The organism is Clostridia bacterium (assembly GCA_028698525.1).
Taxonomy (GTDB): domain Bacteria; phylum Bacillota; class Clostridia; order JAQVDB01; family JAQVDB01; genus JAQVDB01.
Genome location: JAQVDB010000012.1, coordinates 1 through 13,877 on the forward strand (window position 1 = coordinate 1; position 13,877 = coordinate 13,877).

Here is a 13,877-nt window from a genome sequence, read left to right on the forward strand (position 1 = left end):
AACCAAAGCTTCCGGTGGCAATAGCGAAGGGGTCACACCTGTTCCCATCCCGAACACAGCAGTTAAGCCCTTCAGCGCCCATGGTACTGGGAAGGAGACTTCTCGGGAGAGTAGGTCGCTGCCGAAATATTATTATTCCTCGATAGCTCAGCGGTAGAGCATCCGGCTGTTAACCGGAGGGTCGTAGGTTCGAATCCTACTCGGGGAGCCATATACGGGCCTTTAGCTCAGTTGGTTTAGAGCAACCGGCTCATAACCGGTAGGTCCGGGGTTCGAGTCCCTGAAGGCCCACCAAAGAGTTAGTTTTATAACTAACTCTTTTTAATTGTATTATATAATTGAAATTATTATAATTAAATGATGAGTCCGGGTTTTTTGACCCGGCTTATTTTTTTGAGAATATATAAAATGTGTAGCAATAAGACAATTTCATTATAAAACAAAAAAATATGTGTTAATTTGAAGATAAAACAGATTTGATAAAGAACAAAATGAATGATACGATATATTGTGTTATGGGCAAAATATAACCCCAAAATATAGGTGCGGAGGTGCTACTTGATGCAGCTTTCTAAAAATGCCGTAAAAGTGCTAGAAAGAAGATATCTTGCGAAAGATCAAGATGGCAAAATAATTGAAACAATAGATGACATGTTTACAAGAGTTGCAAAAACTATTGCAAAGGTAGATAAACTATATGATAAGAATGCTGATGTAAAAAAGATACAACAGGAATTTTATGAGATGATGACAAATCTAGAATTTTTGCCTAATTCTCCTACTTTAATGAATGCAGGTAGGAAATTAGGTCAATTATCCGCATGTTTTGTGTTGCCGATAGAAGATTCTATGGAAGGAATATTTGACGCAGTAAAGAATGCGGCTTTGATACATAAAAGTGGAGGTGGAACAGGGTTTAGCTTTTCTCGACTGAGACCTAAAGGCTCATCAGTAAGATCTACAGGAGGAGTTGCTAGTGGGCCGGTGAGTTTTATGAAGGTGTTTAATTCGGCTACAGAAGCAGTAAAACAAGGTGGCACAAGGCGAGGTGCAAATATGGGCATACTCCGTGTTGATCATCCTGATATAATTGAGTTTATACAATGTAAAAAAGATAACGATGATATAACTAATTTTAATATAAGCATTGGTATAACAGAGGAGTTTATGGATGCGGTTGAAAAGGATGAAGAATATCGGCTTATAAATCCCCATGATAAAAGTGTAGCAAAAACATTAAAGGCTAGAGATGTATTTGATTTGATAGTAGAAATGGCTTGGAATAATGGGGAGCCGGGTATAATATTTTTGGACAGGCTGAACAAAGACAATGTAGTCCCCCAGGTAGGGGAGATAGAAAGTACTAATCCCTGTGGTGAGCAGCCCCTTCTTCCGTATGAATCATGTAATTTAGGATCCATCAATTTATCAAAGTTTGTTCAAAGGATGGATGATGATACATATCAAGTTGATTACAAAAGGCTAGAGAAAGTTGTAAATAACTCCGTGCATTTTTTAGATAACGTGATAGATGCTAACAAATATCCCTTAAAAGAGATAGAGGAAATGACTAAATCCACGAGAAAGATAGGACTAGGAGTGATGGGATTTGCAGACTTACTATTCATGCTTAATATTCCCTATGATTCTCAACAAGCAGTGGAACTAGCAGAACAAATAATGAAATTCATATCGGAAAAATCCAGGGAAGCATCACATAGATTGGCACAGCAGAGGGGTGCATTTCCTTTATTTGAAAAGAGTGCTTTAGCCAAAAGTGGAAAGGCAATAAGAAACGCTACTACCACAACTATAGCTCCCACAGGTACAATAAGCATTATAGCAGGTGCCAGCAGTGGAGTAGAACCACTATTTGCTATATCTTTCATAAGAAATGTAATGGACAACGACGAGTTGTTAGAGGTTCATCCCTTTTTTAAAGAGACAGCGATAAAGCGGGGGTTTTATTCTGACCAGCTGATGAGAGAAATAGCGGATAGAGGCAGTTTAAAAGATATAGATGGAATACCTGAAGATATCAAGAGACTATTCGTGACGTCCCATGATATAACACCGGAATATCATATAAAGATGCAGGCTGCCTTTCAGAAGTATACAGATAATGCTGTATCTAAGACGGTCAATTTTAGAAAGTCAGCTGACAGGGAAGATGTAAAAAAGGTATATCTTCTTGCATATAAGCTGGGATGTAAGGGAGTAACTATATATAGAGATGGAAGCAGAGATAGCCAAGTATTAAACATAGGCAATAAAGATGTAAATATAAAAGATAAAATTGAATCCAGCCTTGCCGAGAAGGGAGTTTATTCTCCATCTGAAATAGTACCCAGGCCAAGGCCAGAAGTCACAGCAGGTATAACAGAAAAAGTAAGGATTGGTTGTGGTAATTTATACATAACTGTAAATTATGATGATAGGGGCATATGTGAGGTGTTTACCAACTTAGGCAGAGGCGGTGGATGTCCTTCCCAGTCAGAAGCAACTAGCCGATTGGTCTCCATAGCATTGAGAGCTGGAGTAGATGTAGAAACGCTGATCGAGCAATTAAAGGGTATAAGATGTGCCACTACTATCAGGCAAAAAGGATTGAAAGTTTTGTCCTGCCCTGATGCTATAGGAAGAGTGATTGAAAAAGTAGTAAAGTTGAAAGTAGATGAGCACTTTGAAGCCACAGATGTGGAAGCGATAAACGGTTTTAGCAGGAGACAAGACAAAAAAAGCAAGATGCGAAAAACAAATAAATGTCCTGAATGCAATGGTGAATTGGAGCATGAAGGAGGCTGTGTTGTCTGCAGATCCTGTGGATATTCTAAATGTGGGTGAGAAAAATTCCTCCTGGGCTTTAATAAGCTAGGAGGAATTTTTAATAATGAAATCAATGATATCTTTTGCATTTGGAGGACAGCCAGGGACATATTGATTACACCTTTTTGTACAATTGCCTATACCTATACCATCAGCAATTATATTTTTAAAGCCCTGTCCTATGTAAAGCTTTTCCGTACAAGGCAGTAGTTTACCTTTTTGATTTAGTCTATGTAGTGCATGTATTAAGCTGCCATAACATGCGGAGCAGGCATTTTTTTCTTCAATATATTTAGTCAGCCTCTCTGCTTTTCTAGAGGATATGATATTCTTTTTGCAAGTATCTTTATTCAATTCTATGATATTGGATTTCTTAAAATTTGATATGCCTATTCCTGCTTTTTCAGCTAATGTTATATAAGGTATTTCATTTATATTAAAACCCAGAAGTTGGGCGGCATATGAATCTATAAGAACAGGATCTAGACCTGAAATTATACGATTCATTTGTACCGGATTTCCCCCTTCTTCGAAGTCTAAATCTCCGCAGATGCCATCCACTATTACCAAATCTGTTTTTATTATTTTATTTAAAAGGGCAATGGGTTTATGTAGTCCCAGGGAATGGAATCTTCTCTTTTCTATGTCAGGTATGCAGCCTTTTAAATTTTTTAAGGCACAAGTTATTCCTGTTTGACAATGGCCTTTTAGCACAGGTACGTTGATCAGAAAATCTAATTCCATCACCTTATTGCATACGTTGATCTTTAGGTCCTCTACTGCATATGTACTAAAATTATCTTTTTGAAGGTCATACAGGGGAACATTGTATTTCTTTGAAATTAGTTCATATCCACAAGTTTTGAATGCCCTAGATGTAGAATCTCCTATCCATGAGCCTTCTAGAATTACTATATTGTAAAATCCTTTTGAGTTGAGATGTTCTATTATCCCTTCTATCAATTCAACGTGGGTTGTAGCACCGTGAGATGCTGGCTTTGAAACCGCTAAGTTTGGTTTTATGCCTATAAGAGCATTTTGAGGTATTTCATCCTCAATCTCTATATTTTCAAGCATTCTTTTCACCATTGAATTAGCATCAGCTCCATATATTACATATATATCATTCTTCTTCATAATCAATCCTCCTTCCCTGATATCGCTATTATTATATCAAGAATTTCAAAGATTCCAAAAAAACTCAAATTTAAATCATACTTTTATCTTTTAATATATGGTGATATAATTTTTTTATAACGGAGGGATGAATATGAGTATGAATCAAACGCCACGGTCGGTTAGAAAACATATCGCTATTTTAGGCAGAACAAACGCAGGTAAGTCCAGTATAATAAATGCAATTACAGAACAAAATATAGCGATAGTATCGGATGTAATGGGTACTACCACTGACCCGGTATATAAATCCATAGAGATACTCCCGCTAGGGCCTTGTGTTATAATAGATACTGCCGGATTAGATGACCGAGGAAAGTTGGGAGAATTAAGGAAGAAAAAAACTTTAGAAGTTCTTAATAAAACCGATGTTGCCCTTATAGTGATCGATGCTGTTGAAGGGGTTACAGACTATGATATAAAGATAGCGGACATAATCAGCAAGAAAAACATACCTTTTATAGTTGTAGTCAATAAGATGGATGTAAAAAAAATAAGCCGGGATGAGCTGAAACGGATCGGCAATATGCTTAATGCCCCGGTTATTCAGGTATCATCGCTTACTGGGGAAGGAATAAATGAATTAAGGGAAAAGATTGCATCTATTGCACCAAAAGAAGAGCAAGAACAAAGGATAGTAGGGGATCTTTTGAATCCAGGGGATTTTGTACTACTTGTGACCCCTATAGATCAATCTGCACCTAAAGGAAGATTGATACTTCCTCAACAACAGACCATAAGGGATATATTGGATAGCGATGCAGTTGTATTGGTAACCAAAGAATATGGATTAAAAGATACTCTTAAAGGATTAGGGAAAAAGCCCAAAATAGTGATAACCGATTCACAGGTTTTTTCAAGAGTGTCAGAGGATACTCCGGAAGATATTATGCTTACCTCTTTTTCTATATTATTTGCAAGATATAAAGGTGATTTACAGCAGTTGGTAAAAGGAGCAAGGGCTGTAGAAAATTTAAAGGATGGGGATAAAATACTGATTTCAGAAGCATGTACCCATCATAGGCAGGAGGACGATATAGGCAGAGTCAAAATTCCAGCCTGGATTACAAAAAAGACCGGTAAAAAGCTGATATTTGAATTTAGCTCGGGCAGTTCATATACAGATGATATAACTAGATATTCTCTTGTTGTGCATTGTGCAGGATGTATGTTAAATAGAAATCAGATGATGTATAGAATAAATTATGCTGAACAGCAGGGTGTCCCTATAGTAAATTATGGAGTGCTTATTGCTTATGTTCATGGGATACTGGACAGAGCTTTACAGCCGTTTATTTGAGTATAAAATATAGATATACATTGTGTTTAATGTTGCTTACTTTTTATTTATAGTTATAAAAGGGGAATGTGTGTCGATGGATTATATTGAGCTGGACAAGCAGCTTAAAAAATTAAATAGCATGGAAAAAAAACTGAAGGGGATTATTGCAAATAACAGCCCACATATCGCTGATAAGATGATAAAAATGCAGTATTCTTGTGAGTATCCGGACAACGATTGGGTTATAAACAGCAGAAACCTTATGGAAAAGGATCAGAGCATAAGCATACATAAGCATGATCGTTTTGTGAGATTTGATGAACATAGACACGATTATATAGAAATGATATATGTCTACTCGGGGAATATAGAACAGACAATAAATGGGAGAAATATAAAAGTCAATAGTGGGGAGATATTTATATTAGATTTAAATGTGGCCCATGCTATCCAGCCTGCCATGGAACAAGATATTGCAGTTAACATATTGATGAGGAGAGAATTTTTTGATTGGATGTTTTTGGGACAGCTATCAGATAATGATATAATAACCGACTTTATAGTAAAAGCCATTTATGATAAAAAGGGGCATAAACGGTATCTCCATTTTCATTGCTCCCAAAATGAAAAAATACAGAATATAATGAAAGATCTATTATGTGAATTTTATAGCCCGGGTGTCGGAGCCTCGTCAGCCATACAGGCATATATGATATTGATTTTTACTGAATTGCTGAGAGAGCACAAGAATAATATGAGCATTAAATCAGTGGATAAAATGAATGATCAAGTAGCCAACAGTATCAATCAATTCATAAGACTACACTATAAAAATGCTACATTGAAGGATATTGCCCAGCACTTTAATTTTAGTACTGATTATATGGGTAGACTGATAAAACAAATAACAGGCAAAAATTTCACCGATTTGCTACAGAAAATGCGTTTAAAACAGGCTGGTATATTGCTTAAGAATTCTCAACGTGCAGTGAGCGATATTGCAAATGAGGTAGGGTATACTAATATAAGTTATTTTTATAGATTATTCAAACAAGAATATAAAATGACCCCTGATGATTATAGAAACAGATAAAACTGGTCTGATTTGGTTAAGATGTATGTCATGTCAGGTTAATGAAAAGTCTTTGTATATTTGTTATAGTTATAATGATACCTAAGTTTTTGTTTTTATATCAAATAGATGGGGGAGAGTTGTGTTATGAGTTACAAGAATAAAAAAAGAATAGAGCAAGCTTATGATATTGCCAGAGAAATGTATGGGGAATGGGGAATTGATACTGATGATGTACTCAAGGCGTTGAAGCAGATAGCTATTTCAATTCATTGCTGGCAAGGCGATGATGTGGGTGGATTTGAGAATCCAGATGGGGATCTGACAGGAGGCATTCAGGCTACCGGAGATTACCCCGGGAAAGCTAAAACTCCCGAGCAATTGAGGCAGGATATAGAAAAAGCCCTTTCCATGATACCAGGGAAGCATAGGGTGAACATACATGCTATATATGCTGAAACTGGTGGGAAAAAAGTGGAGAGAGATGAGCTAGAGCCTGAACATTTTAGTGGATGGGTAGAATGGGCAAAACAAAATGAACTGGGACTAGATTTTAATCCAACTCTATTTTCTCATCCTTTAGCTGCTGATGGCTTTACATTGAGCCATCATGAGAGCAAGATCAGACAGTTCTGGATAGATCACTGTAAAGCCTGTAGGAGAATAGCTGAATATTTTGGTAAAGAGTTAGGTTCTCCGGCTGTCACCAATGTATGGATACCTGACGGATACAAGGATATTCCGGTGGATAGGTTTTCGCCTAGACAAAGGCTTAAGGAATCATTAGATGAGATATTCAGCGATAACATATCTTCAGAACATAACCTAGATGCCATAGAAAGCAAGCTCTTCGGCATAGGTTCAGAGAGCTATGTGGTAGGATCACACGAATTTTATATGGGTTATGCTATAGAGAATAATAAATTGTTATGTCTGGATTCAGGACACTTTCATCCCACTGAGGTGATTTCAAACAAGATATCGTCAGTGCTGCTGTTCATTGATGAGCTGCTTCTCCATGTGAGCAGGCCTGTTAGATGGGATAGTGATCATGTGGTGATTTTGGATGATGAGTTGCAAGCCATAGCTCAGGAGTTGGTCAGGGGAGATTTTTTGAATAGAACTCATATAGGACTGGATTTTTTCGATGCAAGTATAAACAGAGTCTCGGCCTGGATAATAGGCACTAGAAATATGATAAAAGCACTTTTGATAGCCATGTTGGAACCTACTGAAAGATTGAAACAATATGAGATAGAAGGTGACTTTACGTCCAGACTTGCGTTGTTGGAAGAATTCAAGTCATATCCTTGGGCTGCTGTATGGGATTATTATTGCTATAGTGAAGGCGTGCCTGTCGGTAAAGAATGGCTGGACGAGGTAAAAAGATATGAAGCAGATGTATTGCTAAAAAGATGATACAAAAGGCTGAGATGCTTACAATCTCAGCCTTTTTTCTAAATAAATTGTTTTTTACATTGAATATTTTACCTTAAAAGCTTATAATATACACTAAAATAAAAGAGTTTAATAAAGGATTTTAAATGTATGAATATGTGTTGGATATAAAAAACTTAAAAACAGGATATGATAAAAAAACAGTATTGAAAGGGTTATCTTTTGTCATCAAAAAAGGTGAGATGGTGGGGCTTATAGGATCCAATGGTGCAGGGAAAAGTACGATTATAAAGGTGATATTGGGCATAATGCCGTTGCATCAAGGACAAATACTTATAAATGGTCAAGATATTGAACAAAGAAAAAATAAGGTTAAATCCTATACTTCATATATTCCGGAGTTGCCGGTATTATATGATGAACTAACTCTTATCGAACATATGAGATTTACTGCTATGCTGCATGATATAGATAGGCAAACGTTTGAACAAAGGGCAAAACAGCTGATCGATATGTTTGAGATGAGAGGTAAGGAATATGATTTTCCAAACTCATTTTCAAAAGGTATGAAACAGAAGGTAATGGTGATGTGCGCATTTTTGTATAATCCCATTCTGTATTTAGTGGATGAGCCATTTTTAGGGTTAGACCCAAAAGCTATAAAAAGCTTAATAAATTTGCTCAATAGCAAGAAAAAAGAAGGGGCATCAGTGTTGTTAAGTACTCATATTCTGGATACTGCACAGAAGATATGTGATCGTTTTATTATAATAGAACATGGACGTCTGCTTGCATCAGGTAATTTACAAGAATTGAACCGACAGGCAGGATTGCATGATGCGGATCTGACAGAGATATATGATAAACTGGTGGAATTAGATGAAAAATAATGTTTTGTTTTTATGGTTTAAAAGGATAAAGAATGTAGTCAAACAATATATGAAATTCATATCTTTTTTTATGGATTTTATAATATTCATTTATATAATTGTCCCTGCCGTGCTGTTTATAGTTTATTATTTTATCAGCTGGCTAGAGGATTTTCCTATGTATTTAAATAATGATTTTATTAAATTAGGGACTATTGTTGTATGGGAGATGGCAGTGCTTTTAGGAGAATTCAAGACTTATCTGATCTCAGGGGATAAGAGTTTTTTAATACCTACAGGGGGTCCTGCTTACAGGTTTGTTTGTTACTCTAAAGCATTCAGCTTTGTCTTAAATGCTATTAAATCATCGATTATAATTCTATTATTGTTTCCTTTCTTGCATAATTTATTGGGGATTAAATGGTCAGAACTGCTTATAATATTGATTTTGAGCATATTGATAAAAATACTCATTCATAATCTAAAGTGGATATTATTAAATTCTAATATGAGATTTATCCCAAAGATAGTCAACTATATTTTATTTTTTTCTTTAAATTATATATGTTTTAAATATTATAGAAATTTAGGTTTAATAAAGAATAATATATTTATATGGATAGTTCTTATTTTTTTAGCATTTATCTCGTTTGTAGTAGCAGGCAGTAGAGATATACATTGGGAAAAGGTTATAGACAGAGAAGCAACTCAAAAGGCTATTTTGATGTCTTTTATTTTGCAAGATGTAAACGGTTTAGGAAAAATAACAAAAAAAAGATCCAGCATTTTTACTCGGGGACAAATGGGTTTTCCCTTTAATCCCGTCGGTGCTATTGCTGTTCTTTTTATAAAGTCTTTTATAAGACAGAAGGAGAATATATCTTTATTTCTGCAGATTATAGTAATATCTGTGCTATTATTGATGAGCATCCCACTGCTAGGGATAAGGTTGATAGCGATTTTTAGTGTTTTAGCATTATCCTGTCTGTTCATAAGATCATTGTACATGCAGTTTAAAGGAGATCTATGGCTCAATCTTTCCCCTATTACATATCGGGATAAAATCAGAGGAATACAGTTGGGGCCTAGCATCTTGGTTTTGGTGCATGCCACAATATTGTATTCTATTGTATTTTTTGAATATCTGGGTATGTGGTGCATACCGGTGGCATCAGTTGTGGGTTTTTTAACTTCTCATGTGTATGTCAAAATTTTGTTTATCAACGTAGAAGCTATTATTTTTCGTGGTTATCAATAGCTTTTATGCAGATGTTTGTCAAGGCTTTTTCAAAATTCTGGTTATCTGAATTGTTCCTTTTTTTGTTTCCTTTCATTTTCCTGCCTGACTTTCTTATTTTTTGGGAAAGAAACCTTTCAAAAAGCAATCTATCCATGTTATCATTATCATATATAAGTCCATTCTGATTCAATGCATATGCATGTTTGGAAAGTGCTACGGTAGCTACTCCATAATCTTGTGTTATTACAATATCCCCTTTTTGTATGTTGTTTACCAGTTTTATATCTACTGAATCTTTTCCCTGGTCTACTGTTATTATGGTAGAATAGTTATCATTTAATATGTGGTTGGTATCTGCAAACATAAATACTTCTATATCAAATTTTTTGGCTACGCGTACTATTATATCCTTGACCGGACAAGCATCAGCGTCCACTAGAATTTTCATATAAAGCCCCCAATTATATGTTTCCTATATTATAGCACAAAACATAACTACACAAGGGGACGGTCCTTTTGTGTTGTTATGTTATAGCAGGGGAGGTATCATATACACCCGGTATCGATGAGACTTTTACATGAGAGCAAATACGTATGGGACTTGTATGCAAGGACATTGTATTTATATATAATATAGTGCGGCAGATTGCGGAGCACGGAGGGTATTATAGGCTTCCGGTAAAGTTGATATTTACTTATTATTAAATTCAATTTTAGTATTTGGTATTGATGTAAAATATGATATGATAGTAAAAAATTAAAAGTGAGGGCAATTTATGAAGAAGAAAGTTTTGAAAACTGTTGTATGGATAGTTTTTACCATATATATGATTATTTTGATGAAACTTATACTTTTTAAGTATCCAGTTTGCATAGCATCCAGCGTGAATTGGATGGATTTTAAAAGAAGATTGATGTTTGCCAATTATATACCTTTTAAAACTATATATTTTTATCTGGTAGGTGAGGGCATCAATGAAGGTATAGCCAAGGTAAATTTGCTGGGAAATATAATAGGATTTATGCCATATGGATTTTTAGCCCCTTTATTGGAAACCGATATAAAAGATTATAAAAAAGCTTTAAAAGCGGGGTTGTTCATAAGCCTTACTTTTGAGGTTATTCAGCTGATAACAGGGTTAGGAAGTTTTGATGTGGATGATCTTATATTGAACACATTGGGTACAATATTAGGGTATGCTATTTTTAGGTTTGCTTTTGATAAAATAAAGTTTTTAAAGAAACTAGGGGAAATGTTAGAATAGAAATCTTATAGAAAAGGTTAAAAGCCCCAGTTGTTTACCTTTTAAATATATCTATAAAAATATTTAATAAAAAACGTAAAAAATTTGGAAAACATATTGACGTATGGAATAATATTTGCTATACTATAATTGTTAAAAGATTAACAATACAATACTTGATTATTGCTACATATCACGATTATTTAACTTTGTTGCAAGGCTTTATTTGGTCTTTGCCAACATAACACATGATTTACGTATAATAAATTTTAATATAAAGGATAGTATAATTTTTTTATACACTGATTTGTTAAAAAATTAACAAATAAAAAGAAGGGGGCCTTATCATGGCTGATAAAAAGGAAATCAAACAAGTGAACGTGGAAAAGATGGTTGATCAATTGGTGGAAAAGGCTTCAAAAGCCTTAGATGAATTTATGGAGTTAGATCAAAAACAGGTAGACAGAATAGTTAAAGCGATGGCCTTGGCAGGGTTGGACAAGCATATGTATCTTGCTAAGATGGCGATACAAGAGACTGAAAGAGGGGTATATGAGGACAAGATAACCAAAAATATTTTTGCTACCGAGTATATCTATCACAGTATCAAATACGATAAAACTGTAGGAGTAATAGAGGAGAATGAGTACGAAGATTATGCAGAGGTTGCTGAACCTATAGGAGTTATTGCAGGTGTTACTCCGGTAACCAATCCTACTTCCACTACACTTTTTAAATCTATAATTTCAATGAAAACCAGAAATCCCATAATATTTGCATTTCACCCAAGTGCGCAGAAATGTAGCGTGGAGGCGGCTAGAATTGTTAGAGATGCAGCAGTAGAGTCAGGAGCCCCGGAAAATTGTATTCAATGGATTGAATATCCGTCTATTGAAGCTACTCAAACTCTGATGAATCACCCCGGAGTATCTTTAGTTTTAGCTACCGGAGGATCAGGTATGGTTAAGAGTGCTTATAGTACAGGGAAACCTGCATTAGGAGTAGGGCCTGGCAACGTCCCTTGCTATATTGAAAAGAGCACAAATATAAAAAGGGCTGCAACAGATCTCATAATGTCTAAAACTTTTGATAACGGAATGATATGTGCATCTGAACAATCGGTGATAATCGATAAAGAGATATATGACCAGGTTACTGATTATATGAAACAGAACAAATGCTATTTTTTGAATAAAGATGAGATAAAAAAACTTGAAGATTTTGCAGTCAACAAAGAGAAACTTTCAGTAAATCCAGTAATTGTAGGGCAACCTGCTTACAAGATAGCCCAGATGGCGGGTATAGATGTTCCTAAGGATACAAAGATATTGATAGCTGAAATTGCCGGTGTGGGTCCCAAATATCCTTTATCTGTAGAAAAATTAAGTCCTATCCTAGCTTGTTATAAAGCAAAGGATTCCACACATGCGATAGATACTGCAGCTAGTATAGTGGCTTTTGGAGGTATGGGTCACTCAGCTGTCATCCATTCGGAAGATAGAAATGTGATAGAACGATTTGCCAAGAGAATAAAGGTTGGAAGGTTGATAATCAATTCTCCTTCAAGTCATGGTGCTATAGGCGATATTTACAATACTAATATTCCTTCATTGACGCTGGGATGTGGTTCATTTGGCAGGAACTCCACCACTTCCAATGTATCGGCTGTAAATCTTATAAACAAGAAAAGACTTGCAAGGAGACGGGTAAATATGCAGTGGTTTAAAATACCTCAAAAGATTTATTTTGAATATGGTTCCATTCAATATCTTGAGAAGATGCCTGATATAAGCAGAGCATTTATTGTAACCGATCCATTCATGGTGAAATTAGGTTTTGTGGACAAAGTGTTGTATTATTTAAGAAAAAGAGAACAGTATGTACACAGCGAGATCTTTTCAGATGTTGAGCCTGATCCATCGTTGGATACTATAACAAGGGGCAAAGAAATGATGGATAAGTTCAAACCTGATGTGATCATAGCATTAGGTGGCGGTTCGGCCATGGATGCAGCAAAAGGTATGTGGCTATATTATGAATATCCGGATATAGAGTTTGATGCATTGAGACAGAAATTTATGGACATAAGGAAGAGAGTTTTCAAGTTTCCTAAACTGGGACATAAAGCCCAGATGGTGGCTATACCTACTACTTCAGGTACTGGATCTGAGGTTACATCTTTTGCAGTAATAACCGATAAGAAAAAGAATGTTAAGTATCCGTTGGCAGATTATGAGCTTACTCCAGACATAGCTATCATTGATCCAGATTTTGTATTGACTGTTCCTAAAGCTATTACAGCTGATACAGGAATGGATGTACTCACTCACGCTATAGAAGCTTATGTATCGGTAATGGCTTCTGATTATACTGATGCCCTTGCCATGAAAGCAATACAGATTGTTTTTGAATATCTGCCCAGGGCATACGACGATGGAAATGATAAGATTGCGAGAGAAAAAATGCATAATGCATCATGCATGGCAGGTATGGCATTTAGTAATGCTTTCTTGGGGGTAAACCACAGCCTTGCACATAAACTGGGTGGAGAATTCCACATTCCTCACGGTAGGGCTAATGCGGTGCTTCTCCCGTACGTAATAGAATATAACGCACAAAAGCCTTCTAAATTTGTATCATTCCCTAAATATGAGTACTACAAGGCTGACGAAAAGTATGCGGAAATTTCGAGATATTTAGGTCTGCCTGCCAACACTACTCAACAGGGCGTGAAAAGTCTTATAGATGCGGTAGTAGGGCTTATGAAAAG

Annotated in this window: 10 protein-coding genes, 2 tRNA genes and 1 rRNA gene; 11 read left to right on the plus strand and 2 right to left on the minus strand. The window is 35.7% G+C overall.

The annotated features are described in order from the left end of the window. Positions 1-10 precede the first annotated feature (10 nt). From rrf to PHP06_02755, 4 genes are all read left to right on the plus strand, one after another. Positions 11-127: ribosomal RNA gene (gene rrf, locus PHP06_02740) — 5S ribosomal RNA — on the plus strand. A gap of 9 nt (positions 128-136) precedes the next feature. Beyond that, a tRNA-Asn gene (locus tag PHP06_02745) sits at positions 137-211 on the plus strand. A 5-nt stretch (positions 212-216) separates the two neighbouring features. Then, positions 217-294, plus strand: a tRNA-Ile gene (locus PHP06_02750). A gap of 267 nt (positions 295-561) precedes the next feature. Then, positions 562-2,844: a vitamin B12-dependent ribonucleotide reductase gene (locus PHP06_02755; protein ID MDD3839468.1), complete on the plus strand. Its 2,283-nt coding sequence runs from the start codon at positions 562-564 to the stop codon at positions 2,842-2,844. Positions 2,845-2,871: 27 nt separating this feature from the next. Here the strand turns inward: PHP06_02755 and PHP06_02760 are convergent, their stop codons facing one another. Further along, positions 2,872-3,963 carry a DUF362 domain-containing protein gene (locus PHP06_02760; GenBank protein ID MDD3839469.1) on the minus strand — a complete coding sequence of 364 codons (1,092 nt, stop codon included), beginning with the start codon at positions 3,961-3,963 and terminating at the stop codon, positions 2,872-2,874. Between the two features lie 133 nt (positions 3,964-4,096). Here PHP06_02760 and hydF point away from each other — a divergent pair, with 133 nt between their 5' ends. From hydF to PHP06_02785, 5 genes are all read left to right on the plus strand, one after another. Beyond that, a complete protein-coding gene (gene hydF / locus PHP06_02765) occupies positions 4,097-5,302 on the plus strand; it encodes a [FeFe] hydrogenase H-cluster maturation GTPase HydF (protein MDD3839470.1) in 1,206 nt (401 codons plus the stop codon). 76 nt (positions 5,303-5,378) lie between these two features. After that, positions 5,379-6,377, plus strand: coding sequence for an AraC family transcriptional regulator (locus PHP06_02770; protein MDD3839471.1), 999 nt, complete (start codon positions 5,379-5,381; stop codon positions 6,375-6,377). Positions 6,378-6,503: 126 nt separating this feature from the next. After that, complete coding sequence (rhaA, locus tag PHP06_02775; GenBank protein MDD3839472.1) at positions 6,504-7,775, plus strand: L-rhamnose isomerase; 1,272 nt, start codon at positions 6,504-6,506, stop codon at positions 7,773-7,775. 125 nt (positions 7,776-7,900) lie between these two features. Beyond that, positions 7,901-8,644 carry an ABC transporter ATP-binding protein gene (locus PHP06_02780; GenBank protein MDD3839473.1) on the plus strand — a complete coding sequence of 248 codons (744 nt, stop codon included), beginning with the start codon at positions 7,901-7,903 and terminating at the stop codon, positions 8,642-8,644. Further along, positions 8,634-9,881 (plus strand): ABC transporter permease, encoded by a 1,248-nt coding sequence (locus tag PHP06_02785; protein ID MDD3839474.1) that lies wholly within the window; start codon positions 8,634-8,636, stop codon positions 9,879-9,881. Before PHP06_02780 ends, PHP06_02785 begins: the two co-directional genes overlap by 11 nt. Here PHP06_02785 and PHP06_02790 read toward each other — a convergent pair. Continuing rightward, positions 9,859-10,311, minus strand: a complete 453-nt coding sequence (locus PHP06_02790; GenBank protein ID MDD3839475.1) for a YaiI/YqxD family protein — start codon at positions 10,309-10,311, stop codon at positions 9,859-9,861. The genes PHP06_02785 and PHP06_02790 overlap by 23 nt on opposite strands. Positions 10,312-10,639: 328 nt before the next feature. On the opposite strand from PHP06_02790, the gene PHP06_02795 reads away from it, so the two are divergent. Both PHP06_02795 and adhE read left to right on the plus strand, forming a co-directional pair. Continuing rightward, positions 10,640-11,128 (plus strand): VanZ family protein, encoded by a 489-nt coding sequence (locus PHP06_02795; GenBank protein ID MDD3839476.1) that lies wholly within the window; start codon positions 10,640-10,642, stop codon positions 11,126-11,128. Between the two features lie 323 nt (positions 11,129-11,451). Continuing rightward, the coding region (gene adhE, locus PHP06_02800; GenBank protein ID MDD3839477.1) for a bifunctional acetaldehyde-CoA/alcohol dehydrogenase at positions 11,452-13,877 on the plus strand (2,426 nt) is incomplete at its 3' end.

Coding starts and splice junctions, on each gene's coding strand:
- hydF (MDD3839470.1), top strand. CDS start 4,097: ATGAGTATGAATCAAACGCCACGGTCGGTTAGAAAACATATCGCTATT.
- PHP06_02770 (MDD3839471.1), top strand. CDS start 5,379: ATGGATTATATTGAGCTGGACAAGCAGCTTAAAAAATTAAATAGCATG.
- PHP06_02760 (MDD3839469.1), bottom strand. CDS start 3,963: ATGAAGAAGAATGATATATATGTAATATATGGAGCTGATGCTAATTCA.
- PHP06_02785 (MDD3839474.1), top strand. CDS start 8,634: ATGAAAAATAATGTTTTGTTTTTATGGTTTAAAAGGATAAAGAATGTA.
- PHP06_02790 (MDD3839475.1), bottom strand. CDS start 10,311: ATGAAAATTCTAGTGGACGCTGATGCTTGTCCGGTCAAGGATATAATA.
- rhaA (MDD3839472.1), top strand. CDS start 6,504: ATGAGTTACAAGAATAAAAAAAGAATAGAGCAAGCTTATGATATTGCC.
- PHP06_02755 (MDD3839468.1), top strand. CDS start 562: ATGCAGCTTTCTAAAAATGCCGTAAAAGTGCTAGAAAGAAGATATCTT.
- PHP06_02795 (MDD3839476.1), top strand. CDS start 10,640: ATGAAGAAGAAAGTTTTGAAAACTGTTGTATGGATAGTTTTTACCATA.
- PHP06_02780 (MDD3839473.1), top strand. CDS start 7,901: ATGTATGAATATGTGTTGGATATAAAAAACTTAAAAACAGGATATGAT.